This window comes from Klebsiella sp. M5al (genome assembly GCF_002090195.1).
GTDB classification, from domain to species: Bacteria; Pseudomonadota; Gammaproteobacteria; order Enterobacterales; family Enterobacteriaceae; genus Klebsiella; species Klebsiella grimontii.
On sequence record NZ_CP020657.1, the window covers coordinates 1,294,067 to 1,319,456 of the forward strand.

General features: G+C 57.6%; 23 protein-coding genes. 16 read left to right on the forward strand and 7 right to left on the reverse strand.

Annotated elements, in window-relative coordinates; genetic code table 11:
• Positions 1–8 precede the first annotated feature (8 nt).
• Together phoA and psiF are read left to right on the forward strand one after the other, a co-directional pair.
• Entirely contained in the window at positions 9–1,439 is a 1,431-nt protein-coding gene (gene phoA / locus BWI76_RS06160) for an alkaline phosphatase (protein WP_024359074.1), read from the forward strand.
• A 90-nt stretch (positions 1,440–1,529) separates the two neighbouring features.
• Positions 1,530–1,850: a phosphate starvation-inducible protein PsiF gene (gene psiF / locus BWI76_RS06165; RefSeq protein WP_004132478.1), complete on the forward strand. Its 321-nt coding sequence runs from the start codon at positions 1,530–1,532 to the stop codon at positions 1,848–1,850.
• A 46-nt stretch (positions 1,851–1,896) separates the two neighbouring features.
• Here the strand turns inward: psiF and proC are convergent, their stop codons facing one another.
• A complete protein-coding gene (gene proC / locus BWI76_RS06170; RefSeq protein ID WP_004132477.1) occupies positions 1,897–2,706 on the reverse strand; it encodes a pyrroline-5-carboxylate reductase in 810 nt (269 codons plus the stop codon).
• Positions 2,707–2,822: 116 nt separating this feature from the next.
• On the opposite strand from proC, the gene BWI76_RS06175 reads away from it, so the two are divergent.
• Positions 2,823–3,281: a YaiI/YqxD family protein gene (locus BWI76_RS06175; protein WP_004132476.1), complete on the forward strand. Its 459-nt coding sequence runs from the start codon at positions 2,823–2,825 to the stop codon at positions 3,279–3,281.
• Here the strand turns inward: BWI76_RS06175 and BWI76_RS06180 are convergent.
• Positions 3,278–3,976, reverse strand: coding sequence for a DUF2076 domain-containing protein (locus tag BWI76_RS06180; RefSeq protein WP_004132475.1), 699 nt, complete (start codon positions 3,974–3,976; stop codon positions 3,278–3,280). The genes BWI76_RS06175 and BWI76_RS06180 overlap by 4 nt on opposite strands.
• A 334-nt stretch (positions 3,977–4,310) precedes the next feature.
• On the opposite strand from BWI76_RS06180, the gene aroL reads away from it, so the two are divergent.
• The 4 genes from aroL (at position 4,311) to ppnP (ending at position 6,407) form a co-directional block, all read left to right on the forward strand.
• Entirely contained in the window at positions 4,311–4,838 is a 528-nt protein-coding gene (gene aroL, locus BWI76_RS06185) for a shikimate kinase AroL (protein ID WP_004132474.1), read from the forward strand.
• A 71-nt stretch (positions 4,839–4,909) separates the two neighbouring features.
• The gene (locus tag BWI76_RS06190) at positions 4,910–5,101 is read left to right on the forward strand and encodes a YaiA family protein (RefSeq protein WP_004129622.1); all 192 of its coding nucleotides are present in this window, start codon (positions 4,910–4,912) and stop codon (positions 5,099–5,101) included.
• 253 nt (positions 5,102–5,354) lie between these two features.
• A complete protein-coding gene (locus BWI76_RS06195; RefSeq protein ID WP_165774989.1) occupies positions 5,355–6,035 on the forward strand; it encodes an AroM family protein in 681 nt (226 codons plus the stop codon).
• A gap of 87 nt (positions 6,036–6,122) precedes the next feature.
• Positions 6,123–6,407: a pyrimidine/purine nucleoside phosphorylase gene (gene ppnP / locus BWI76_RS06200; protein ID WP_002890284.1), complete on the forward strand. Its 285-nt coding sequence runs from the start codon at positions 6,123–6,125 to the stop codon at positions 6,405–6,407.
• Positions 6,408–6,452: 45 nt separating this feature from the next.
• On the opposite strand, the gene rdgC is transcribed toward ppnP, so the two are convergent.
• Entirely contained in the window at positions 6,453–7,364 is a 912-nt protein-coding gene (gene rdgC / locus BWI76_RS06205; protein WP_004129627.1) for a recombination-associated protein RdgC, read from the reverse strand.
• Positions 7,365–7,454: 90 nt separating this feature from the next.
• On the opposite strand from rdgC, the gene mak reads away from it, so the two are divergent.
• Complete coding sequence (gene mak / locus BWI76_RS06210; RefSeq protein ID WP_004132468.1) at positions 7,455–8,360, forward strand: fructokinase; 906 nt, start codon at positions 7,455–7,457, stop codon at positions 8,358–8,360.
• A 37-nt stretch (positions 8,361–8,397) separates the two neighbouring features.
• Here mak and BWI76_RS06215 read toward each other — a convergent pair whose 3' ends face one another.
• The 3 genes from BWI76_RS06215 to sbcD all read right to left on the reverse strand — a co-directional run bounded on the left by BWI76_RS06215 (position 8,398) and on the right by sbcD (position 13,382).
• The gene (locus BWI76_RS06215) at positions 8,398–8,760 is read right to left on the reverse strand and encodes an NUDIX hydrolase (protein ID WP_049087369.1); all 363 of its coding nucleotides are present in this window, start codon (positions 8,758–8,760) and stop codon (positions 8,398–8,400) included.
• Positions 8,761–9,048: 288 nt separating this feature from the next.
• On the reverse strand, positions 9,049–12,183 hold the full coding sequence (gene sbcC / locus BWI76_RS06220) for an exonuclease subunit SbcC (protein ID WP_064371478.1): 3,135 nt from the start codon (positions 12,181–12,183) through the stop codon (positions 9,049–9,051).
• Positions 12,180–13,382, reverse strand: coding sequence for an exonuclease subunit SbcD (gene sbcD / locus BWI76_RS06225; RefSeq protein ID WP_049087371.1), 1,203 nt, complete (start codon positions 13,380–13,382; stop codon positions 12,180–12,182). The genes sbcC and sbcD overlap by 4 nt, the downstream gene beginning before the upstream one ends.
• A 294-nt stretch (positions 13,383–13,676) precedes the next feature.
• On the opposite strand from sbcD, the gene phoB reads away from it, so the two are divergent.
• The 5 genes from phoB to malZ all read left to right on the forward strand — a co-directional run bounded on the left by phoB (position 13,677) and on the right by malZ (position 20,879).
• Positions 13,677–14,366, forward strand: coding sequence for a phosphate response regulator transcription factor PhoB (phoB, locus tag BWI76_RS06230; protein WP_004099401.1), 690 nt, complete (start codon positions 13,677–13,679; stop codon positions 14,364–14,366).
• Positions 14,367–14,387: 21 nt separating this feature from the next.
• On the forward strand, positions 14,388–15,677 hold the full coding sequence (gene phoR / locus BWI76_RS06235; protein WP_049087372.1) for a phosphate regulon sensor histidine kinase PhoR: 1,290 nt from the start codon (positions 14,388–14,390) through the stop codon (positions 15,675–15,677).
• 418 nt (positions 15,678–16,095) lie between these two features.
• A complete protein-coding gene (gene brnQ / locus BWI76_RS06240) occupies positions 16,096–17,415 on the forward strand; it encodes a branched-chain amino acid transporter carrier protein BrnQ (protein WP_004133974.1) in 1,320 nt (439 codons plus the stop codon).
• A 123-nt stretch (positions 17,416–17,538) separates the two neighbouring features.
• Entirely contained in the window at positions 17,539–18,909 is a 1,371-nt protein-coding gene (proY, locus tag BWI76_RS06245) for a proline-specific permease ProY (RefSeq protein ID WP_004133973.1), read from the forward strand.
• Positions 18,910–19,061: 152 nt separating this feature from the next.
• Positions 19,062–20,879, forward strand: a complete 1,818-nt coding sequence (gene malZ, locus BWI76_RS06250; protein ID WP_004133972.1) for a maltodextrin glucosidase — start codon at positions 19,062–19,064, stop codon at positions 20,877–20,879.
• Here the strand turns inward: malZ and BWI76_RS06255 are convergent.
• A complete protein-coding gene (locus tag BWI76_RS06255) occupies positions 20,876–21,778 on the reverse strand; it encodes a LysR family transcriptional regulator (RefSeq protein WP_004133971.1) in 903 nt (300 codons plus the stop codon). The two genes, malZ and BWI76_RS06255, sit on opposite strands and share 4 nt — an antisense overlap.
• Positions 21,779–22,069: 291 nt before the next feature.
• Between BWI76_RS06255 and BWI76_RS06260 the strand changes: the two genes are divergently transcribed.
• The 3 genes from BWI76_RS06260 to BWI76_RS06270 all read left to right on the forward strand — a co-directional run bounded on the left by BWI76_RS06260 (position 22,070) and on the right by BWI76_RS06270 (position 25,286).
• Complete coding sequence (locus tag BWI76_RS06260) at positions 22,070–22,711, forward strand: hydrolase (protein ID WP_004133965.1); 642 nt, start codon at positions 22,070–22,072, stop codon at positions 22,709–22,711.
• 136 nt (positions 22,712–22,847) lie between these two features.
• The gene (locus tag BWI76_RS06265; protein ID WP_004133964.1) at positions 22,848–23,393 is read left to right on the forward strand and encodes an antibiotic biosynthesis monooxygenase; all 546 of its coding nucleotides are present in this window, start codon (positions 22,848–22,850) and stop codon (positions 23,391–23,393) included.
• A gap of 24 nt (positions 23,394–23,417) precedes the next feature.
• Positions 23,418–25,286 carry an amidohydrolase gene (locus BWI76_RS06270; RefSeq protein WP_004133963.1) on the forward strand — a complete coding sequence of 623 codons (1,869 nt, stop codon included), beginning with the start codon at positions 23,418–23,420 and terminating at the stop codon, positions 25,284–25,286.
• The last annotated feature ends 104 nt before the right edge of the window (positions 25,287–25,390 follow it).

Sequence of the window (25,390 nt, forward strand, 5' to 3'; positions counted from 1 at the left end):
TTTTTTACATGGAGACGATAAAAGTGAAATTAAGCGCCTTGTTTATTGCCCTGATACCTCTGTTGGGCTCCCCGATTATTCACGCTGAAACAACAACCGCACCGGTTCTGGAAAATCGTGCCGCGCAGGGCGATATCACCACGCCGGGCGGAGCGCGTCGTTTAAGCGGCGACCAGACCGAGGCGCTGCGCGCTTCGTTAATCAATAAACCGGCTAAAAATATTATTTTGCTGATTGGCGACGGAATGGGCGATTCTGAAATTACCGCCGCGCGAAATTATGCAGAAGGGGCGGGCGGATTCTTTAAAGGGATTGACGCGCTGCCGCTGACCGGCCAGTACACCCACTATTCGCTGGATAAGAAAACCGGCAAGCCGGATTATGTGACTGACTCCGCCGCTTCCGCTACGGCCTGGACCACCGGCGTGAAAAGCTACAACGGCGCGCTGGGCGTGGATATCCATGAAAAAGATCATCAGACCATCCTTGAGCTGGCGAAAGCGGCGGGTTTAGCTACCGGTAACGTCTCGACGGCGGAACTGCAGGACGCCACGCCGGCTGCGCTGGTGGCGCACGTCACTTCGCGTAAATGCTACGGTCCGAGCGTAACCAGTGAAAAATGCGCCAGCAACGCGCTGGAAAAAGGCGGTAAGGGTTCCATTACCGAACAGTTGCTGAACGCGCGTCCGGACGTGACGCTGGGCGGCGGAGCGAAAACCTTCGCTGAAACCGCGACGGCCGGCGAATGGCAGGGCAAAACGCTGCACGATCAGGCGGTGGCCCGCGGCTACCAGATCGTCACTGACGCCAGCTCGCTGGCCGCCATTAGCCAGGCCAATCAGGACAAACCGCTGCTCGGTCTCTTCGCGGAAGGCAATATGCCGGTGCGTTGGGAAGGCCCAAAGGCGTCTTATCACGGCAATATCGATAAGCCGGCGGTAACCTGTACGCCGAACCCGAAACGTGACGCATCGGTGCCGACGCTGGCGCAGATGACCGAAAAAGCCATCGATCTGCTGAGCAGCAGTGAGAAGGGCTTCTTCCTGCAGGTGGAAGGCGCTTCTATCGATAAACAGGATCACGCGGCGAATCCGTGCGGTCAGATTGGCGAAACCGTCGATCTGGATGAAGCGGTACAGAAGGCGCTGGAGTTTGCCAAAAAAGAGGGCAATACCCTGGTTATCGTCACCGCTGACCACGCTCACGCCAGCCAGATTATCCCGGCGGATACCAAAGCCCCAGGCCTGACGCAGGCGCTGAATACCAAAGACGGCGCGGTGATGGTCATGAGCTATGGCAACTCTGAAGAAACCTCGATGGAGCATACCGGCACCCAGCTGCGCATTGCCGCCTACGGCCCGCACGCGGCCAACGTGGTGGGGCTAACCGATCAGACCGACCTGTTCTATACCATGAAGGCCGCACTTAATCTGAAATAACCTGACGCCGGTGACGAATTTTCGTTACCGGCTGGTTTTTTCTCCATCAGCGACCAGACTTACAGAGATCCACTCATAGAGGATGGTGCGATGAAAATAACATTACTTGTGACCCTACTTTTTGGCCTGGTATTTATGACAGCGGTGAGTGCCGCGGAAAAAGAGTTAACCCCCCAGCAGCAAAAGATGAGCGTGTGTAATAAAGAAGCGTCGTCGAAGTCGCTGAAAGGGGATGAGCGTAAAACGTTTATGAGTAGCTGCCTGAAGAAAGATGGCGCCGCGCAGGACGGTAAGGGGCTAACGCCTCAGCAGCAGAAGATGCGCGAGTGCAACGCTCAGGCGACCCAGCAGTCTCTGAAAGGAGACGATCGCAGCAAATTTATGAGCGCCTGCCTGAAAAAACAGGTGTAAGAAATAAGCGGGTGAGGGAAACCTCACCCGCTATTCGCTATTTCAATCAGGAACGGCTGAGCTTCTCTGATTTTTCCATGCATTTCACCATCGCTTCGATGACGGCCGAGCGGAAGCCTTTCTCTTCCAGCACGCGCACGGCTTCGATCGTGGTGCCGCCCGGCGAGCACACCATATCCTTCAGCGCGCCCGGATGCTCTCCGCTCTCGAGCACCATTTTAGCTGAACCCATCACCGCCTGGGCCGCGAATTTATAGGCCTGAGCGCGCGGCATTCCGCCAAGCACGGCGGCGTCCGCCATCGCTTCGATAAACATAAAAACGTAGGCCGGCGCGGAGCCGCTGACGCCAACCACCGGGTGAATCATTGGCTCGGCAATGATTTCCGCCTGGCCAAAGCAGCGGAAAATGGTCAGGATTTCTGCGGTTTCTTCGGCGCTCACCAGCGCGTTCGGCGTGACCGACGTCATCCCCGCGTTGACCAGCGAAGGCGTGTTGGGCATCGCGCGGACTATTTTGCGATCGTGACCCAGGGCGCGCGCCAGCTGATCGAGCGTCACGCCTGCGGCGATAGAAACCACCAGCGAGTCTTTATTCAGGCTGGAGGCGATGTCGCTGAGGACTTTCACCATCACGCCCGGCTTCACGGCGCCAAAAACGATATCCGCCACCTGGGCCACTTCCTGCGCGCTTTGCGCCGCATTAATGCCGTACTGGTCGTGCAGGGCCGCCACTTTATCCGGCGACGGGGTGTAGACCCAGATTTGACCCGGCTGAACCTGTCCGCTGGCGATCAGGCCGCCCAGAATGGCCTTGCCCATATTGCCGCAGCCGATAAAGCCGATTTTCTTCTCCATCACCAATCCCCTTTGCTTGTTTTATCGTTAGCTACATAGCTTATCATCTTGTTGCTTTCGCGGAAGGCAAAAGCAGGTGACAATACGGCCTCTCTTTTTGGTCGACAGGAGCCGCAATGGCTATTTGGGTTGATGCGGACGCGTGTCCGAACGTCATTAAAGATATTTTGTTCCGCGCCGCCGAGCGCACGCAAATCTCGCTGACGCTGGTCGCTAACCAGCCGCTGCGCGTCCCGCCGTCGCGCTTTATCCGCACGCTGCGCGTGGCGCAGGGGTTTGACGTGGCGGATAACGAAATCGTTCGTTTATGCGAGCCGGGAGATTTGGTGATTACCGCCGATATTCCGCTGGCGGCGGAAGTGCTGGAGAAAGGCGGGGCGGCGCTGAATCCGCGTGGAGAACGCTACAGCGAGGCGACTATTCGCGAGCGGCTGACGATGCGCGATTTTATGGAAACGATGCGGGCCAGCGGCGTGCAGACCGGCGGCCCGGATAGCTTATCCCAGCGCGATCGCCAGCAGTTTGCCGCCGCGCTGGAGAAATGGCTGTTAGAGGTCAAACGCCCGCAGGCTTAAACCCAGCTGTCGTCGTCGCTGCCAAAATCATCGTTGCCGAAACCGGCGTCAAAGTCGGAGTCATAGTCGTTGTTGTCGGCAAGGAACTGCCCGTCATCCTGGCGGAAGGTATCGTCAGCGACGCTGCTGTCCTGCGCCTGGCTGAGATCCGGCTGCGGTTTATCTTCGATAATATTGACGATCTCCTGCGGATGCGAGCCGCTAAACATATTGGTCAACATATTGCCCAACACTACGCCGCCCGCGACGCCTGCCGCCGTTTGCAGCGCGCCGGCCATAAAGCCGCCGCTGCTGCGCGAGACCTGAGGCGCGTAGTTCTGCTGTTGCGCCTGCGGGGCGTACTGAGGCTGGGCGCCGGCCTGTGGTCGGCCATACTGCTCTGTGCCAGGAATCGGATCGGAGCCGCGAGACTGCCCGCCGCCAAACAGGCCGGAGAGAAATCCGCCGCTGCTCGGCTTCGCGGCCTGAAGCTGAGTGACCTGGCTTTCCAGCGCCTGAATACGGTCGTTAAGCTGTTTGATTGCCGCTTCCTGAATCAAAATCGTCTGCGCCATATAGTAAGGGGCGAACGGCTGCTCTTTGATGTGCCCGGCAATCCGCTCCTCAGCGCTGGTATCGCGCGATGCGCTGCGGCTCTCGGCCTCTTTTAACCGGGAAAACAGTCCATCGATAAGGCGTTGCTCTTCAGATTGCATACTACATACCTCTGTCATACTGATTGATTAGCCTCAGATTCGCTCCGAAGCACTCGTCTTGTAAATATGCTGCAGCGTAAAGCTGTGCAGAAATGTGTTACTGTTTACGCCAGACTGCGAACAAAAAATAACTTTTGTACAAAAGTAAAGCTGGCATAACACCAAATGCAATGATAAGTTTACATGTAAAGTCCTTTCTAATACTAAGGTAAAAGGGTTTGCAGATGGTGTGTAACGTTTATTTTACGGTTAACGTCAGGTAAGTTTGCGGTACCATTGTTTCTCTTTTCGCTTTCATTTATCCGCGGTACGCGGAACCAAGGGGTCTTCGGTAATGACACAGCTAATATTTCTTGTCGGGCCTCGCGGCTGCGGTAAAACGACCGTCGGTCACGCGCTGGCGAAAGTTCGCAGCTTTAAGTTCGCCGACACGGACCATGAGCTGCAGGAGCATGAGCAGCGCACGGTAGCGGCGATCGTCCAGCAGGAGGGCTGGGAACGCTTTCGTGCTCTGGAAACGCAGGCGTTAGAAAGAGTCGCGCAACCTGCAACCATCATCGCCACCGGCGGCGGCATTATACTCAGCGAATATAACCGTCAGTTTATGCGGGAAAATGGTGTCGTGATCTATCTTGAGGCTTCGGTTTCCGCGCTGATTGACCGTCTTGAAGCCTATCCGAAGGCTGAACAGCGCCCGACGCTGACCGGCAAGCCCATCCGCGAGGAAGTGGGTGAGGTGCTGGCGCAGAGGGAAGCGCTATATCGCGCGGCCGCGCATCATATTATTAACGCCACCGCGTCGCCGGATGAGGTCGTGGAACAGATTATGACGACCGTCTGCGGTGTGAGCTATACCAGTTAAGACTTTGCCTGGGGAAAACGGATCGGCAGCGCCTATACTTTAAAGCTCTTAAGGTAAAAAAAGGAAACGCTATGCCGACCAGACCCCCATATCCAAGGGAAGCGCGTGTTGTCGCCGTTGAAAAAGGCCCGCAGGGCCAAACGGTCACCTGGTATGAACTGCGCGCTGACCATCCGACGCCAAACTCCCTCATCAGTGAACACCCTACTGAACAGGAAGCGTTGGACGCCAAACGGCGCTACGAAGATCCTGACAAGTCTTAATTCCCCCATTCATGTCCGGGATTGGCTCTGAAAAGATCGCTACCGGACATGCATCACATTTTTAATTTATTAACCGTACTAATGATTACCTAAGGTACGGATTTTCTGGTGCGTTTTTGACGCTTCTGGAATCTTTACATTCCACAATAGCCGTAACCTGCTACGCTTCTCGACGGTTGCTTTTGGTCACCAGGGGGCAGAAGTCGTCAATAGAAGCCTGTTTTGAAACAGCGGTTGTGAAAAGGTACATGATATGAGTAGTGCATCGATGGCAATTTTGACCATTGGGGTAGTACCGGTGGCGGAGATGTTACCGCTTTTAACTGAACATATCAGGGAAGAACAGATCGACCACATTAGCCTGTTAGGCAAAATGGCGCGCGAAGAGGTGATGCGGGACTACGGCATTGAGCCCGGCGATGAGATGCTATTGACCTTGCTTAACGACAATGAAATCGCGCAGGTCTCGCGGCAGAAGGTTGAACGTGTTTTACGTAGCGTCATTGCGATGCTCGATAAACAAGATTACGACCTGATATTACTCATGAGTACCCATCCCTTTCGTGGATTTACGGCGAATAATGCGATCCTGCTTGAGCCGCAAAGGATTATCCCGCCGCTGGTTGCCTCGATTGTCGACGGTCATCAGGTGGGGGTCATTGTGCCGGTTGAAGAGATTTTGCCGATGCAGCGGGATAAATGGCAGGTGTTAGAAAACACCCCGCTGTATGCCATCTCCAACCCGGTTAGCGGTAGTAAAGAGAATTTACTGTCTGCGGGCAGGGAGCTGATTGAGCAAGGCGCGGATGTACTGATGCTGGATTGTCTTTGCTACCACCAGCAGCATCGCGACATATTACAAAAGGCGCTGGATATCCCGGTTCTGTTGTCAAATGTGCTGGTTTCGCGACTGGCGGCAGAACTATTAGTTTAACCTGATGTAACACGTTAATTTTACGTGACAGGGGCAAGGAGCGCCCCCTATATTGTGCCTTCAACACAAGATCATAAGGGCGAGTTTATGCTTCAAAGCAATGAATACTTTGACGGAAAAGTAAAATCTATCGGCTTCACCAGCAGCAGCACCGGCCGTGCGAGCGTGGGCGTGATGGCGGAAGGGGAATATACCTTTGGCACCGCGCAGCCAGAAGAGATGACCGTAGTCAGCGGCGCGCTGAACGTACTTCTGCCGGGGGAAACCGAGTGGAAAGTCTACGCCGCCGGGGAAGTATTCAACGTACCGGGGAATAGCGAGTTTCATTTGCAGGTGGCTGAGCCGACGTCTTATCTTTGCCGCTACCTGTAACGTCAGCTTCCTTCCTGCGCTGGCAGGAAGGAATTCACCACCCGATTAGCGCTGCGCTTCGCCGCCTAACCCTTCCACCAGATTCTGTATCAGCGCGGCCAGTTCGCCGGTCATCAGAATAAAGTCCGCGTCAAAACGCTGAGCGAAATCTTCCCGGTCGATATCTTCATTCTGGTCCCGCAGTTCGTCGCAGAACTTCAGGCGTTTAATCGAACCATCATCGCACATCAGGAACTGAATGCGCTGCTGCCAGTCGAGCGCCAGCTTGGTCACGACCTTACCGGCTTCAATGTGTACGGCGATCTCGTCGCTGACCAGATCCTGTTTTTTCGCGCGGATCACGCCGCCGTCTTCCAGCATCGCTTTTAGCTCAGCTTCGTCCAGCAGCTGGAAGCCCTGAGCAACGGTACCGGAGCGCACCCACTCGGTGAGCGTCAGTTCGATCGGGGTTTCCAGCGCCAGCGGGACTACCGGCAGCGAGCCGAGGGTTTTACGCAGCAGCGCCAGGGTATCTTCCGCTTTTTTGGCGCTCGCGCAGTCCACCATGATCAGTCCGTTGACGGTATCGATCCACATCATGGTCTGGCTGAAGCGGCTGAAGGCACGCGGCAGCAAAGAGTGCAGGACTTCATCTTTCAGCGAGTCTTTTTCGGTCTTTTTCAGCTTGCGGCCCTGCTCGGCTTCCAGCTTGAAGATCTTTGCTTCCAGCGCCTGTTTGATCACCGGAGACGGCAGGATCTTCTCTTCTTTACGCGCGCAGATAACGATCTGGCCGTTTGACGTATGCGTCAACGCGTCGCTGTGCGATCCCATCGGCGGTACCCAACCGGTTTTGGCCATATCCTGGCTGCCGCAAGGGGTAAAGGTCAGCTCGGCCAGCTGTTTTTCCATCTCCTCGGCGCGCAGGGAAATGTCGCGGCTGAGACGATAAACCATTAAATTTTTGAACCACAGCATGATAATTTCCACGGCTTAGTCGTTAAATCCAGCGGGCATGATAGCGAATTGTCGCTATGCTTGCATTGTTAATCGGGGGAGGAATTCACAGTGCGCATTGGCATTGATTTAGGCGGAACCAAAACGGAAGTCATCGCGCTGAGCGACCAGGGAGAGCAGCTATTTCGTCATCGCCTGCCTACGCCGGGGGGCGATTATCGCCAGACGATAGAGACGATTGCCTCGCTGGTAGAGATGGCCGAGCAGGCCACCGGGCAGAGCGGCACGGTCGGCATCGGCATCCCCGGGTCGATTTCGCCCTATACCGGCGTGGTCAAAAACGCTAACTCAACCTGGCTTAACGGTCAGCCGTTTGATAAAGATCTGAGCCAGCGTCTGCAACGGGAAGTGCGTCTGGCCAACGATGCCAACTGCCTCGCGGTGTCGGAAGCGGTAGACGGCGCGGCGGCCGGGGCGCAAACGGTATTTGCGGTGATTATCGGCACCGGCTGCGGTTCAGGGGTGGCGCTCAACGGTCGCGCCCATATTGGCGGCAACGGTACCGCGGGCGAGTGGGGGCATAATCCGCTGCCGTGGATGGATGAAGACGAACTACGCTATCGCGCTGAAGTGCCGTGCTACTGCGGCAAGCAGGGCTGCATTGAAACCTTTATCTCCGGCACCGGCTTTGCGACCGATTACCGTCGGTTGAGCGGGCATCCGCTGAAAGGCAGCGAGATTATGCAGCGCGTCGGCGAGCGGGATCCTGTGGCGGAACTGGCGCTGAGCCGCTATGAGACGCGGCTGGCGAAGTCGTTGGCGCACGTGATTAACATCCTCGACCCGGACGTTATTGTGCTTGGCGGGGGAATGAGCAACGTTGACCGACTGTATCAGACGGTGCCGAATCTGCTGAAACCGTGGGTCTTTGGCGGCGAATGCGAGACGCCGATTCGCAAAGCGGCGCATGGCGATTCCAGCGGCGTACGCGGCGCCGCCTGGTTATGGCCGCTGTAATCATCAACCCGCTGCGCGGCCTCAACGGCGCAGCGGGTTACCGCTCCGGGATCTCCTCAAGAGCAGAGTAAATCGCCAGCCCTCGTTTTTTGCCTTCCTCAATATCCAGGTCCGCTCCCCGGGATTCGCCCGGCATACGCAAAATAGCGTCGCAGCGGCTAATTAAACGGTGAGCGACGGGGTAGAGATACTCTTCGCTAATCGCATCGCCAATTGTTTTGGAGCCCGCCGCTTTAGCGACGGGTAACGCCAGCCATTCGCCGACCACGGGAATATGCCCTTTCTGGTAAACGCGTAGCGCAACCTGGGCCATATTGTGCAGATTAGCCTCGATAAGTTCCGCGCGATTGTTGGTGCCGCTGCGTACCGGGCCGGCGATCAAAATAAGTAAACTTTGCATATTTATGACCTTCTTGATGCGTGAATGGGAATGCTATTGAAGGCTTCCTTCCCGTTGTCCGTTCCGTCATAGACTATTTTTATGCATGAATTTGCACGAAAGCAAATGAAAACGACCTATGATAAGCTGATAGATAAAATATCATGCATATTCGTGCATAATCAAGATCAATCGTGAATGGGATGGCAATGAGTACTACGCCGGGCCGTTGGAAGCGCGTCATTTCTCAGGGTGCGGCGATCTCTCCCCGCGGGGAGAGATCTTCAGGGAAGGAGTGGAGGGGGAGAATTACTCAACGGCGAAAGCTTTATCGAGGCGGCTATAGCCCAGCCCGTTGATTTTTTTAACTTTAATTTGCACAGGGATGCGCTCTTTCATCGCTTCGACGTGGCTGATGACACCGATAATTTTGCCGCTGGCGTTAAGCGCGTCCAGCGCGTCCAGCGCGGTATCCAGGGTTTCGCTGTCCAGCGTGCCGAAACCCTCGTCGAGAAACAGCGAGTCTATCCGCGTTTTATGGCTGACCAGGTCGGAGAGCGCCAGCGCCAGGGCCAGGCTGACGAGGAAGCTCTCGCCGCCGGAAAGGGTCCGTGTATCGCGCACCGCGTCCGCCTGCCAGGTATCGACCACCTCCAGCTCCAGCGCATCGCTGGCTTTGCGTTGCAGCAGATAGCGGCCGTGCAGGCGGTTAAGCTGGTGGTTGGCCAGCCATACCAGGTTATCCAGCGTCAGGCCTTGCGCAAACTTACGGAATTTGTCGCCCTCTCGGGAGCCGATAAGCGAGTTCAGCCACCCCCAGTCTTCCACTTCCTGGGCCGCGCGTTCCATCTGCAGGCGTAACAACTGCTGGCGCTGCTGGTTTTCGGCATTCTGCTTCAGCTGCTGGCGAATCTCTCCCTGGCGGGCGCTGTTTTCCCGCAGCAGCGAGGTCAGCTGCTGAAGCTTGTCTTGTAGCTCTTCAGGTGGCTGGCCGATGTCCGCGTCCGCCGGCGGCTGCTGGCTATGGTTCACCAGCGCCTCGCGGGCCCGCAGCGCCAGCGCCTGATTCTGCTGGAGCGCGTTTTCCAGCGTCTGCTTCAGGCGTTCAAGGCGCTGGCGCGTCTCTTCATCAAGCAGCGCGGCGAGAAACGCCTGCCGATCGGCGAACGGGCTGGCGGCCAGCGCCGCGCTGAACTGCGCTTCGCTCTCTTTCAGCTGTGCCTGCTGCTGGCTCTCCTGCTGCCCCAGGGTTTGCCACTGGCTCTGGAGCGCGAGGCAGTCGTCATGCACCTGGCGCCAGCCGTCCAGCGGCGCGGGTTCCGCCGCTAAGTCCGTTTCCGGCAAAGCCTCCAGTAGCGGAGCCAGCTGTTGGATCTGTTCCTGCAGGGCGAGCCGTTCATTCTGTTTGGCCTGCCAGCCGCGGGTCTCTTCTTCCCGCTGCGCCAGCCAGCCGGCGGCCTGCCCGACAGCCGGTAAGTCCAGCGCAAATGCGCTCAGCTCCGCCGCCAGCGCAGCGCTGCGCTGCTCTTGTTCCCGCTGTAGCTGCTGGAGCTGCTGCTGGCACTCCTGCTGCTGAGCCTGCCAGGCCAGACGCTGCTGATGCTGATACAGCCGCTGTTCATGCTCCTGCTGCGCGTTTAGCCAGCCCGGAATATCATCCTTTGGCGTCAGGTCAATATTTAATCCGGCGATGGTCTCCTGCCAGCGTGATGTAAGCGCTTGCTCCTGCTGCAGAAGCGATGCTTTCTCGGCGGCCTCTTTTTGCTGCTGCTTGATCAGAGCGTCAAGCTCGCCGCGCGCCAGCGCTCCGGCCTCCGCCAGCTGCTTAACTTCGCGCTCCAGCGCATCGCGCCGCGCCTGGTTTACGCCGGGAACCAGCGCCTGATATTCGGCGACGGCCGGATGCTGCGCGGAACCGCAAAGCGGGCAGGGGGAGCCGGGCTGCAGGCGAGCACGTTCGGTCTCAAGACCGGCAATACGGGCTTCCATTTCGCACAGGGCTTTCACATCGCTGAACTGCTGATGCTTTTCTTTATAGGCCTGACGGCGCTGAGCCAGCGTGGCTTCCAGCCGCTCCTGCTCCTGCTTACTGGCCTGCCCGGCGGCATCAAGCTGCAATAGCCGCTGGGCCAGCGGCTGCAGCTGACCATGCAGCGCAGCGAGCTGCTGACGCAGAGCGCGGGCCGCAGCGTGCTGCGCGAGCCCGGCGCTAACCTGTTCGGCATCCAGCGTCAGCCCGGCGGGCGGCAGTTCGCCCAGCCTGCGGTGGGTTTCCGCCAGGCGCAGTTGTACCGCGGATTGCTGCTGCGTATCGCGAGCCTGCTGCTGGAAAGCGGCACGCCAGCCGGCCAGCGCGTTGCCCCACAGCTGAAAGCGGTCATGCTCTTTAAGCCATACGGACAGCGTTTGCTGACGGCTGTGAAGTTGCTCATACTGCTGCCGGGCGGCGAGGCGAATACCCGCCCGCAGCCGCAATCGGTCATGTAAGCGAGTATTTACTTCTTCTCTCTGGCGGCGGGTTTGCGCCAGCGCGGCGGTTTGCTCCTGCTGACGCGTCCACTGCGGGCGCAAGCGCTCCGCGGGCTGCGCATTCAGCAGCGCGCTAAGCTGCGGCTGGGCCTGCTCCAGCGCAGATTGCGCTTCGCGTAGCGCGGTTTGAGCCCGCAGATCTTCTGCCGTCAGCTCTTCACGGCGTATCTGCCACTGACGGGCGTTTTGCAACCGGGTTTGTTCGCTAACTTGCTGTTTTTCTTCGGAAGTAAGCGCTTGCAAACTTTGCTGAAGCGCCTGCTGTTGCTCCTCGCTCAGCAGCAGGACGCCGGAGGCCTGCGCCTGGATTTTTTCCAGCTCGACGCGGGCCTGCTTATGTTTTTCAAAGACCTGGGCGGAAATCTGGCCGTAAATTTCGGTCCCGGTGAGCTCTTCCAGCAGCTCGGCGCGCTCCTTCGGTTTGGCGTTGAGGAAGGCGGCGAACTGCCCCTGCGACAGCAGCATTGAGCGGGTGAAGCGGCCATAGTCCAGGCCGGTGAGCGAGGCGGTCAGTTCCAGCTTATCTTTGACCTTATCGGCGAGGATTTTGCCGTCCTCGCAGCGCGCCAGTTCGACGCGCGGAACCTGTAAATTGCCGTCCGGCTGGTTTCGCGCCCGGTTCTGGCTCCAGAAGGCGCGGTAGGCGATGCCTTTGACTTCGAACTCCACTTCCGCCAGACATTCGGCGGTGTCGCGGGTCATCAGATCGTTTTGCGATTGCGACACGCTGCTCAGGCGCGGCGTTTCGTGATAAAGCGCGAGGCAGATAGCGTCCAGCAGGGTGGTCTTGCCGGCGCCGGTTGGCCCGGTAATCGCGAACAGTCCGTTGCTGGCAAAGGGCTCAGCGGAGAAATCGATTTTCCATTCGCCTTTGAGTGAGTTGAGGTTTTTCAGGCGTAAGCTGAGAATTTTCACAGGCGATCCTCACCGTTGAGACTATGCAGCGTTTCATTAAAGAGCTGTTCCAGGCGCTGCTGCTGCGCCTCTTCCAGGGTTTCCAGCGCCAGACGGCGGGCGAAAACGTCCTCCACCTGCAGTTCGCTGAGGGTGACTCGCTGAACGCCCGCCAGAATGCGATCGCGCTGGCTGCGGCTGCGGCGCACCAGCAGCACTTCTACCGGCAGCGTTTCGGTCTGGGCCTGGATTTTCCGTTGGATATCATGCATATATTCATCGCTGGTGATTTCGATATCTAGCCATGCCGCGGGCTGCTGGTCGTTATTCTGCCATTGGTTCAACTGGGCGCTAACGCTGGCGAAATCGCCCTTTAAGACCGCCAGAGGTTGGGTGATGGGCACGATCAGCGGCGTGACGTCCGTCAGGCGGCCAGCGCTAAAGGTCACCAGATTGACGCTTTTGCTTTTCCCTGTTTCGTCAAAGCTCAGCGCAATCGGGGAGCCGCTGTAGCGAATATGCTCGCAGCCGCCGACCACCTGCGCCCGGTGAATATGGCCGAGCGCGATATAGTCGGCGGGCGGAAAGCGGTTCGCCGGGAAGGCGTCGAGGGTACCGATATAAATTTCGCGAACTGCGTCGCTTTTGCTGGCGCCGACGGTGGTTAAATGGCCGCTGGCGATAATCGGCAGCGCCCGGTCGCCGCGCAGTTCGCAGGCCTGCTGGTACTGCTGCTGGTAGTAGTCGCTGATGGCGTTGAGCAACTGCTGCTGCTTCTCGCCGCTGGAGTGCCCGGCCTGGCTGGTCACCAGTTCGCGCGGACGCAGGAACGGTACCGGGCAAAAAACCGCCCCCGGCGTACCGTCGCGCAGCGGCAGAATAAAGGGCGCGTGGCCGGCATTGGCCACCACCGTGGTTTTCAGGAACGCAAGAATGTCGCGCGACTCGTTGAGGGTGGCGACCGAATCGTGGTTTCCCGCCAGCACTACCAGCCGACAGCCGGTCTGCTGCAGCTGAACGACAAAGCGGTTATACAGCTCGCGCGCGTAGCTCGGCGGCGAGCCGGTATCAAAAATATCGCCCGCGACAATAATGGCATCGACGTCATGTTCCTGCGCGCTGGCCAGCAGCCAGTCGAGAAACGCCTGATGTTCGGCGGCGCGACTTTTGCTGTAAAAATTTTGCCCAAGATGCCAGTCAGAGGTGTGAAGGATGCGCATAGTTGTTCCATAGCGAAAAAGCGTAAGCGGCATTATATACCCGTCATACTTCAAGTTGCTTATGTGTTGGCTACGCGCGCTCACCTCAACCATCTGGTTACCTGTGCTTGTGGGGCTGACGCTAAGCCACGTGAATTATTGAGGGGATAACGCCGCTCTTCGGTGAGTTAAGTCCGTGTCACAATGCGAAATCCGCGTTCATCTGGCGGTCATTTTTTTCATAAATCTGTCATAAATCTGACGCATAATGGCCGCGCACTTCTATACTGATGGCTAAAAAATACAGGGTAAATAATGGCGAGAAGAATTCTGGTCGTTGAAGATGAAGCTCCAATCCGCGAAATGGTTTGCTTTGTTCTGGAGCAAAACGGCTTTCAGCCCGTCGAGGCGGAAGATTTTGACAGCGCGGTCAATCAGCTCAATGAACCCTGGCCTGATTTAATCCTCCTTGACTGGATGCTGCCGGGGGGGTCGGGTCTGCAGTTTATTAAACAGCTCAAGCGAGAAGCGATGACCCGTGACATTCCGGTGGTGATGCTGACCGCCCGCGGCGAAGAGGAAGATCGCGTCCGCGGCCTGGAGACCGGTGCGGATGATTACATCACCAAGCCGTTTTCCCCGAAAGAGCTGGTGGCGCGGATTAAAGCCGTGATGCGGCGCATTTCGCCGATGGCGGTGGAAGAGGTGATTGAAATGCAGGGGCTGAGCCTCGACCCTTCTTCGCATCGCGTGATGACCGGCGAAAATCCGCTGGATATGGGGCCGACGGAATTTAAATTATTACACTTCTTCATGACGCACCCTGAGCGGGTCTATAGCCGCGAACAGCTGCTGAATCACGTCTGGGGCACCAACGTATATGTAGAAGACAGAACGGTAGACGTGCATATTCGCCGTCTGCGCAAAGCGCTGGAACATAGCGGCCATGACCGGATGGTACAAACGGTTCGCGGTACGGGATATCGTTTCTCCGCCCGTTTCTGAATGCTGACAGGAGTGTGAACCGTGCTGGAACGGCTGTCATGGAAAAGGCTGGCGCTTGAGCTTTTCTTATGTTGTATCCCGGCCCTGATCCTCGGGGCGTTTTTAGGTCATCTGCCGTGGTTTTTATTGGCGGCAGTGACCGGTCTTCTTATCTGGCATTTCTGGAATCTGATGCGCCTGTCGTGGTGGCTGTGGGTCGACCGCAGCATGACGCCGCCGCCGGGTAGCGGCAGCTGGGAACCCCTGCTGTACGGTCTGCACCAGATGCAGATGCGTAATAAAAAGCGCCGCCGTGAGCTGGGAAGCCTGATTAAGCGCTTTCGCAGCGGGGCGGAGTCCCTGCCGGACGCGGTGGTGCTGACCACCGAAGAAGGCGCGATGTTCTGGTGTAACGGCCTGGCCCAGCAGATCCTTAATCTGCGCTGGCCCGACGATAACGGGCAGAATATCCTCAACCTCCTGCGCTATCCTGAATTTGCTAATTACATGAAATACCGCGACTTTTCCAAGCCGCTCAATCTGGTGCTGAATAATGGCCGCCATCTGGAAATTCGCATGATGCCCTATAGCGACAAACAGCTGCTGATGGTGGCGCGCGATGTCACGCAGATGCACCAGTTGGAAGGGGCGCGGCGTAACTTTTTCGCCAACGTCAGCCATGAACTTCGCACGCCGTTGACGGTGCTGCAGGGGTATCTGGAGATGATGCAGGAGCAGGTGCTGGAAGGGGGAACGCGCGAAAAAGCGTTACACACCATGCGCGAACAAACCCAGCGTATGGAAGGCCTGGTGAAGCAACTGCTGACGCTGTCGCGCATTGAAGCCGCGCCGGTACTGGCGATGAACGATAAAATCGACGTGCCGATGATGCTGCGGGTCGTCGAGCGCGAGGCGCAAACGCTAAGCCAGCAGAAGCACGAGCTGCATTTTTCGGTCGATGACTCGCTAAAAGTGCTGGGTAATGAGGAACAGCTGCGCAGCGCGATTTCCAACCTGGTGTATAACGCGGTCAACCATACGCCGGCGGGAACGGTGATTACCGTAACCTGGCAGCGGGCGCCGCACGGCGCGTTGTTCAGCGTCGAGGATAACGGGCCAGGCATCGCGCCGGAGCATATTCCGCGCCTGACCGAACGTTTCTACCGGGTGGATAAAGCGCGTTCGCGGCAAACCGGCGGCAGCGGGCTGGGGCTGGCGATTGTCAAACATGCCGTCAGCCATCACGATAGCCGCCTTGAGATCGAGAGCGTGGTCGGCAAAGGCACCCGCTTTAGCTTCTTATTACCGGAACGTTTAATTGCCAAAAATTAAACCCGGACGGGTGAGTGTCAGCATTCCTTGCCAATGACCAGCTTCGGCTGGTCATTTTCGTTTGCAGCGCCATCACAGCTGCGTAATTAACGAACGTAAGCTGCTTTTTTGTTCGCATGATAAGCCAGATGTTTTCTATCCTTCTGGCTAATGATGCTAATCATTAAAATAGAGTTAGCATAATCATCTGCTTTTGCGATCCCTCCTTGCTTTAAAACGTTATAAGCGTTTAAATTGCCCCCCTACGGTCGCAGACAGACTGTTTTTGCGTGGTAATTCAAAAAACTATTCTTTTCCACGCCGCTTTGGGAGCATATCCCGCTGAGTTTACTGACAATGGCCGCTGTATCATCCCCAGGGGAAAGGCGCGGTATAAATCCGTTTTTACAACACCACATCCACAGGCTGTAATGAATTTATGACCCATCAGTTAAAATCTCGCGACATCATTGCGTTGGGCTTTATGACCTTCGCGCTGTTCGTCGGCGCAGGCAATATTATCTTTCCTCCGATGGTTGGCTTACAGGCCGGCGAACACGTCTGGACCGCGGCTATTGGCTTTCTGATTACCGCCGTGGGTCTGCCGGTGCTAACGGTCGTGGCGCTGGCGAAGGTCGGCGGCGGCGTAGAGAGCCTGAGCACGCCGATTGGAAAAGTCGCCGGTATCCTGCTGGCGGTGGTCTGCTATCTTGCCGTTGGGCCGCTGTTCGCGACGCCGCGCACCGCCACCGTCTCTTTTGAAGTGGGGATTGCGCCGCTGACCGGTGACGGCGCGCTGCCGCTGCTGATTTACAGCGTTATCTATTTTGCGCTGGTGATCCTCGTTTCGCTCTACCCGGGCAAACTGCTGGATACCGTGGGGAATTTCCTCGCGCCGCTGAAAATTATCGCCCTGATTATTCTTTCCGTTGCGGCCATCGTCTGGCCCGCCGGTCCGCTGAGCCACGCGATGGAAGCCTACCGTACCGCGCCGTTCTCGAACGGTTTCGTCAACGGCTATCTGACTATGGATACCCTGGGCGCGATGGTCTTTGGTATCGTGATTGTCAACGCCGCGCGTTCCCGCGGGGTGACCGAAGCCCGCCTGCTGACCCGCTACACCGTGTGGGCTGGCCTGATGGCCGGCGTGGGCCTGACGCTGCTGTACCTGGCGCTGTTCCGTTTAGGTTCAGATAGCGGCACGCTGGTTGAGCAATCCGCTAACGGCGCGGCGATTCTCCATGCTTACGTCCAGCACACCTTCGGCGGCGCGGGAAGCTTTATGCTGGCGGCGCTGATCTTTATCGCCTGTCTGGTGACGGCGGTGGGCCTGACCTGCGCCTGCGCGGAGTTCTTCGCCCAGTACCTGCCGTTCTCCTATCGTACGCTGGTGTTTATCCTCGGCCTGTTTTCGATGGCGGTTTCCAACCTCGGTCTGAGCCACCTGATTCAGATTTCGATTCCGGTGCTGACGGCTATCTATCCGCCGTGTATCGCACTGGTTGTATTAAGCTTTACCCGCGGTTGGTGGCATAATTCGTCCCGCGTTATCGCCCCGGCAATGTTTATCAGTCTGATGTTTGGTATCATTGACGGCATTAAAGCGTCGGCGTTTGCAGATATTATGCCGTCCTGGACCGCGCGTCTGCCGCTGGCGGAGCAGGGTCTGGCCTGGCTGATGCCAACCGCCGTGATGGTGATTCTGGCCGTTATCTGGGATCGCGCAGCAGGACGTCAGATGACTTCCAGCGCGCACTAACCGACGCTTTACACAGGTGTTTAACCACGGGACTTCAGGTCCCGTGGTTTTTTGTTTTTTTGGTCACCCTCCTTTGTCCTTTGCCCCCGCGAAGTCCAGAGGAGAAAAACGGCATGGAACACGATGGAAAGTAGTAACAAGCTTAAGCGCGGGCTAAGTACCCGGCATATTCGCTTTATGGCGCTGGGGTCGGCAATCGGTACCGGCCTTTTCTATGGTTCGGCTGACGCGATTAAAATGGCGGGTCCGAGCGTTCTGTTGGCTTATATTATCGGCGGCGTCGCGGCCTACATTATTATGCGCGCGCTGGGCGAGATGTCGGTGCATAACCCGGCCGCCAGCTCGTTCTCGCGCTACGCGCAGGATTACCTTGGCCCGCTGGCGGGCTATATCACCGGCTGGACCTACTGTTTTGAAATTCTGATTGTCGCCATCGCCGACGTCACGGCCTTCGGCATCTATATGGGCGTCTGGTTTCCGGCGGTACCGCACTGGGTTTGGGTGCTCAGCGTGGTCCTGATTATCTGCGCCGTCAACCTGATGAGCGTGAAGGTCTTCGGCGAGCTGGAGTTCTGGTTCTCCTTCTTCAAAGTCGCCACCATTATCATCATGATCCTCGCCGGTTTCGGCATCATTATCTGGGGTATTGGCAACGGCGGGCAGCCGACCGGCATCCACAACCTGTGGAGCAACGGCGGCTTCTTCAGCAACGGCTGGCTGGGGATGGTGATGTCGCTGCAGATGGTGATGTTCGCTTACGGCGGCATTGAGATTATCGGTATCACCGCCGGCGAAGCGAAAGATCCGGAGAAATCCATTCCGCGCGCCATTAACTCGGTGCCGATGCGTATCCTGGTGTTTTACGTGGGTACGCTGTTTGTGATTATGTCTATCTATCCGTGGAACCAGGTCGGGACCAACGGCAGCCCGTTCGTCTTAACCTTCCAGCATCTCGGCATCACTTTTGCCGCCAGCATCCTGAACTTTGTGGTGCTGACCGCTTCGCTGTCGGCGATTAACTCCGACGTCTTTGGCGTGGGGCGTATGCTGCACGGCATGGCGGAGCAGGGCAGCGCGCCGAAAATGTTCGCGAAAACTTCACGTCGCGGGGTGCCGTGGGTGACGGTGATGGTGATGACCATCGCGCTGCTGTTCGCGGTCTACCTTAACTATATTATGCCGGAGAACGTTTTCCTGGTGATCGCCTCGCTGGCCACTTTCGCCACCGTCTGGGTGTGGATTATGATCCTGCTGTCGCAGATCGCCTTCCGCCGCCGTCTGCCGCCGGAAGAGGCGAAGGCGCTTAAATTCAAGGTACCCGGAGGGGTAACGACCACGGTGATTGGCCTGCTGTTCCTGGTCTTTATTATCGGGCTGATTGGCTACCACCCCGATACCCGCATCTCGCTGTACGTCGGCTTTGCGTGGATTATCCTGCTGCTGATTGGCTGGCAGTTTAAAACCCGCCGCGAGCGAAAGCTGGCGAAAGCGTAGTCATTTGCTTCTCTTTTTGCCGGATACGCTCAGGCTATCCGGCAAGCGATCCCTCCACCCCCGCCATCCTCCCCCAATAATTCTGCCGATGATGAGTCATACGCCAGTACGCTGTGGCAAGGTGTGCCCATTCTGCAAAGAGAGGAATAACAATGTTGAAGGCATGGCACCTCCCGGTTGCTCCGTTTATCAAGGAACAGCAGGAACGACTGATGATTACGCTATGGTTGAGCGGCGACGATCTGCCGCCGCGGGTGACCCTACGCGCGGAAGAGGATAACGAAGAGCTGTCTCTGCCGATGCACCGCCTGCGGCAGGCGCCGCATCCGGGCGTGGTAGCGTGGCGCGGGGAAATCAACCTCGTCAACGGACAGCCGCGTCGACGCTACAGCTTCAAGCTGCTGTGGGCCGATCGCCAGCTGTGGTTCACGCCGCAGGGATTCAACCGCTTTCCGCCGGCGAGGCTGGAGCAGTTTGCGGTCGATCTGCCGGACAGCGGACCGCAGTGGGTGGCCGATCAGGTGTTTTATCAAATTTTCCCTGACCGTTTTGCCCGCAGCCAGTCCCGCGAAGCGGAACAGGATGCGACTTACTACCATCACGCCGCCGGTCACGACATCGTGCGTAAAGCGTGGGATGAACCGTTAACCGCCGAGGCGGGCGGCTCAACCTTTTATGGCGGCGATCTTGATGGTATCAGCGAGAAGCTGCCGTATCTGAAGCAGCTTGGCGTCACGGCGCTGTACCTGAACCCGGTGTTTGTCGCCCCCAGCGTGCATAAATACGATACCGAAGATTACCGCCGCGTTGATCCGCAGTTTGGCGGCGATGCCGCGCTGCTGCGACTGCGTCACAACACGCAAAAAGAGGGGATGCGTCTGATCCTCGATGGCGTGTTCAACCATAGCGGCGATTCGCATGCCTGGTTCGACCGCCACCAGCGCGGCAGCGGCGGCGCCTGCCATAACGCCGATTCGCCGTGGCGCGACTGGTATAATTTTTCCCCCGAGGGCGTTGCCCACGACTGGCTGGGATACGCCAGCCTGCCGAAGCTGGACTACCGTTCGTCGACGCTGATTGATGAAATCTACGGTGGGGAAGATAGCGTGGTGCGCCACTGGCTGAAAGCGCCGTGGAGCATGGACGGCTGGCGCCTGGACGTGGTGCACATGCTGGGCGAAGGGGGCGGAGCGCGCAATAACCTGCGTCATATCGCCGGCATTACCCAGGCGGCGAAGCTGGAGCGGCCGGACGCTTTCGTGTTCGGCGAGCATTTCGGCGACGCGCGCCAGTGGCTACAGGCCGACGTTGAAGACTCGGCGATGAACTACCGCGGCTTCACCTTCCCGCTGTGGGGGTTCCTCGCGAACACCGATATCTCCTACGATCCGCAGAAAATTGATGCGCAGACCTGCATGGCGTGGATGGACAACTATCGCGCCGGATTGTCGCACCAGCAGCAGCTGCGGATGTTTAACCAGCTTGATAGCCACGATACCGCCCGCTTTAAGTCTCTGCTGGGTAAAGATGTCGCGCGCCTGCCGCTGGCGGTGGTATGGCTATTTAGCTGGCCGGGCGTACCGTGCATTTACTACGGCGACGAAGTGGGCGTGGACGGCAATAACGATCCGTTCTGCCGCAAACCGTTCCCATGGGATCCGGCGTTGCAGGATGGCGATCTGCTCGACCTGTACAAGCGGATGAGCAAGCTGCGTAAGGCTCATCAGGCGCTGCGCTACGGCGGCTGCCAGGTGATTTATGCCGAAGATAATGTGGTGGTGTTCGTGCGCGTCTATAAGCAGCAGCGCGTGCTGGTGGCGATCAACCGCGGCGAAGCCTGCGAGGTGGTGATAGAGGATTCGCCGCTGCTCGACGTCAACGGCTGGCAGCTGAAAGAGGGCGCCGGCGCGCTGCACGACGGCGTGCTGACGCTACCGGCAATCTCCGCCAGCGTCTGGTTTAGCCGCTAAGCATAGAGCTGGTTCAGACTTTCGCTCCGCAGAATGGCCTCGCGCCACCAGCGCTGGGCCAGCCCGTCATTGCCGCTGCGCCAGGCCATGTAGGTGATATCTTTCACGCGACAGGAGATGACGGGTTTTTCGACCAGCTCGCCCTTTTCCAGCCACGGCCGGGCAATATGGCGCGGTAAAAAGCCACAGCCCAGCCCGGCGCGCAAGAGTTCGACTTTACTGGCGAAATCATCCACGCGAATTTGCGGCTGCTCGTCGAGCAGGTTGCTGTTGAGCGGATGACAGTAGCGGGCGCTGTCGCTGATGACTACCGCGCGATGCAGGCTGAGCTGCTTGTTAGTCAGCGGTTGGGTGGTTTCCGCCAGCGGGTGCCCCGGCGCGATGACGAAAATATTGTCCATGGCGCCGAGCATTTTCCACGACCATTCGGCGGACGTAGGCGGTTCATTGATCGCCCCGAGAATAATATCCGCGCCGTTGTGGGTCAGTTCTTCCCACGAGCCCGCAAGGGTATGGTGGGTAAAGTTAAGCCGGGTTTGCGGGTGCTGGGCGTAGAACGCGTCGATCAGCGGCAGCAGCGCGCTGAACGGGAAAGAGTCATCCAGGGCGATAGCCAGATCCCGCTCCCAACCCGCGCTGAGCTGTACCGCCTGTTTTTCCAGATCTTTGGCGGCGTTCAGCAGCAACCGGCCCTTCTCCAGCATCATTCTGCCGGTATCGGTAAATTTTGCCCGGTGCCCGGAGCGATCCAGCAGGGTGATATTCAGATCGTTTTCCAGCTTTTGAATCATGTAGCTCAGCGCGGCAGGGGTTTTAAATAGCGATTCTGCGGCGCTGGCAAAAGATCCATGTTTGTCCAGCGCGTCGAGAATCAACAGGACCTCAAGGTTCAGGCGCATGCGTCAACTTCCGATAAAAAAGAGTGCTCCCGTTTTACCGGAGCGCCCTGTTCAATTCCAGTGAATAATTTAGAACGGTTAACCGTAAAAATTTGATAAACATAATTTCTCTGATCTTGTAATGGTTAATCGAATAGCCATAACTTTTCGCTTTGGAAATAAATAATAAAAAAATCTTTAATAACTCGTTAGAAATTACTGACTATACTCACCATACTTTATCAGTCAGGATCCAGACAGCACAACGGCAACAATAGTGTCTTTTTAACTCATTGATTAACAGGATAAGTTATGTCTATTCGTGAACTGATTGATCCCGCTAACTCGGCGCTTATTTTTATTGACCACCAGCCGCAAATGTCTTTTGGCGTGGCGAATATTGATCGTCAGACCCTCAAAAATAATACGGTGGCTTTAGCCAAAGCGGGCAAGATTTTTAATGTTCCGGTGATTTATACCTCCGTAGAAACTAAAAGCTTCAGCGGTTATATCTGGCCGGAACTGCTGGCCGTGCATCCTGATGTGAAACCCATTGAACGTACCTCGATGAACTCCTGGGAAGATGCGGCTTTTGTTGCCGCGGTAAAAGCCACCGGGCGTAAAAAATTGATTATTTCCGCGCTGTGGACGGAAGTCTGTCTGACCTTCCCGGCGCTGATGGCGCTGGACGCGGGCTATGAAGTTTACGTGGTGACTGATACCTCCGGCGGCACCTCGGTTGATGCCCACGAGCGCTCTATTGACCGCATGGTACAGGCCGGCGCGGTGCCGGTGACCTGGCAGCAGGTGCTGCTTGAGTACCAGCGCGACTGGTCGCGTAAAGAGACCTATGACGCGGTAATGGATCTGGTGCGCGAGCACAGCGGCGCCTACGGGATGGGCGTGGATTACGCTTATACCATGGTGCACGGCGCGCCAGAGCGTAAAGCTTAAATACACTTCATCCTTCACGCTGCCTCTTTGTTGGCTTGGTTTGTCCGCCCCGAAGCAGCATGAATGATTTTGTGTATGGTCATGTATAGCGAATGGCGGCGGACAACCCGCCATTCCCTGAAGCAAGGAACTGTTAATGGCGCAGCAGAAATCGGTGACCCTGGTGATCAGCCATGTGCTTGACCCCGAGCATGGCCAACGTTATGAGGCGTGGCTGGGCAAAATTATGCCGATTGCGGCAGAGTTTCCCGGCCATCTTGGCGCAAACGTCATCCGTCCAGCCCCCGGACAGAATTTATGGAGCGTGATTATTCGCTTCGACACCATTGAGCATCTTTACGCCTGGACCCAGTCGGAGACCCGCCGCCAGCTGGTGGCGGAAATCGCGCCGCTGCTGAGCGAAGGCGACCGAACCGAAGTCCGTACCGAACCGGCCTTCTGGTTTACGCCGCCGGCGGTGAACGTGCGCCAGCCGCGACGCTGGAAGCAATTTTTAATCACCCTGCTGGTGATTTTCCCCAGCACCAACCTGGTGCCGTCGATAACCGGAATACTGTTGCCCTCGCTGAAGGGAAGCCTGTTGCTGCATCTGATCAATGATGCCTGTGTGGTCGCGCTGGTGGTCTGGTTCTGGATGCCCATCGTGACCCGTCTGTTTGCTGGCTGGTTAAAGAAAAACTGAGCCAGCCTCCTGAAGGAGTGCGTTATGTCGCAAACTGCCACACTGATCCTGACCCACGGTCGGGTTCATACTCTCGATCGTCAAAATCCCCTGGCCGATGCGGTGGCGATCGCTGACGGTAAAATTCTCGCCGCCGGTAGCCACGATCGGATCATGAGCTTTGCCGCGGACGGGACGCAAATTATCGATCTTAAAGGCCATACGGTCATCCCGGGCCTGAACGACTCCCATCTGCACCTGATCCGCGGCGGTCTGAACTACAATCTGGAGCTGCGCTGGGAGGGGGTTCCCTCGCTGGCGGACGCGCTGCGGATGCTAAAAGATCAGGCCGATCGCACGCCGTCGCCGCAGTGGGTACGGGTGGTCGGCGGCTGGAGCGAATTCCAGTTCGCCGAACGGCGGATGCCGACGCTGGAGGAGCTTAACGATGCGGCGCCGGATACGCCGGTATTTGTCCTGCATCTGTACGATCGCGCATTGCTAAACCGCGCGGCGCTGAAGGCGGTGGGCTACACCAAAGAGACGCCGGATCCGGCGGGCGGCGAGATCGTTCGCGACGGCAACGGTAATCCGACCGGGATGCTGATCGCCAAACCCAACGCCATGATCCTCTACTCGACGCTGGCCAAAGGGCCGAAGCTGCCGCTGGAACTTCAGGTCAACTCAACGCGGCAGTTTATGCGCGAGCTGAATCGTCTGGGGCTGACCAGCGCCATTGATGCCGGGGGTGGTTTCCAGAACTACCCGGAAGATTATGAAATTATTGAACAGCTGCACGCCAAAGAGCAGATGACCGTACGTATCGCCTATAACCTGTTCACCCAGCGTCCTAAGCAGGAGCTGGAAGATTTTGAGCGCTGGACCGATATGCTCAAGCCGGGACAGGGCACCGATTTTTACCGCGCCAACGGCGCCGGGGAGATGCTGGTGTTCTCGGCGGCGGATTTCGAAGACTTCCTCCAGCCGCGTCCGGATCTGCCGGAAGGGATGGAAGATGAGCTGGAGCGGGTGGTGCGCCATCTGGTTGAACACCGCTGGCCGTTCCGCCTGCACGCGACCTATGATCAATCCATCAGCCGGATGCTCGACGTCTTCGAGAAGGTGAATCGCGATATCCCGTTCAACGGGCTGCACTGGTTCTTCGATCATGCGGAAACCATCACCGAGCGTAATATCGAACGCGTTAAGGCGCTGGGCGGCGGCATAGCGGTGCAGCATCGTATGGCTTTCCAGGGCGAATATTTTGTCGATCGCTACGGGAAAGATGCGGTCAAACATACGCCGCCGGTCGCCAAAATGCTCGAGCTGGAGGTTCCGGTGGGGCTGGGGACGGATGCCACCCGCGTGGCGAGCTACAACCCGTGGACCGCGCTCTACTGGCTGGTTTCCGGGCGTACCGTCGGCGGGATGGCGATGTACGACGACAGCAACCGCCTGCCGCGCGACGTGGCGCTGGAGCTGTGGACCGCGGGAAGCGCGTGGTTTTCCAGCGAGCAGGGTAAGAAAGGGCGCATTGAACAAGGCCAGCTTGCCGACCTGGTGGTGCTCTCTAAAGACTATTTCAGCGTCGCGGAAGAGGAAATTAAGGGGATCGAGTCGGTGCTGACGGTGGTTGACGGCAAAGTGGTGTACGCCGCCGGACACTTCTCGCCGCTGGCGCCGCCGCCCATTCCGGTGCTGCCCGAGTGGTCGCCGGTGGTGAAGGTTCCGGGTCATTACCGTTCCGCGCCGCCGACGGCCGCGAAAATCGGCGCGATCGTGCAAATGCACCAGTGCTGCGGCAGCTGCGGCGTGCACGGACATCAGCATGATATTGCGCGCAAATCGTCGATTCCGGTTGCCGATGAGCAGGCGTTCTGGGGCGTGCTTGGCTGCTCCTGCTTTGCGTTTTAAAACGCCAGGCGCTTACCCGGTGAGGGCGTGACGCCCTCATTTGTGTTTTTCATCTGTCGCGGATAGCGCTGATAAGACAATTTATGTCATTCTGCTCCCTCTTC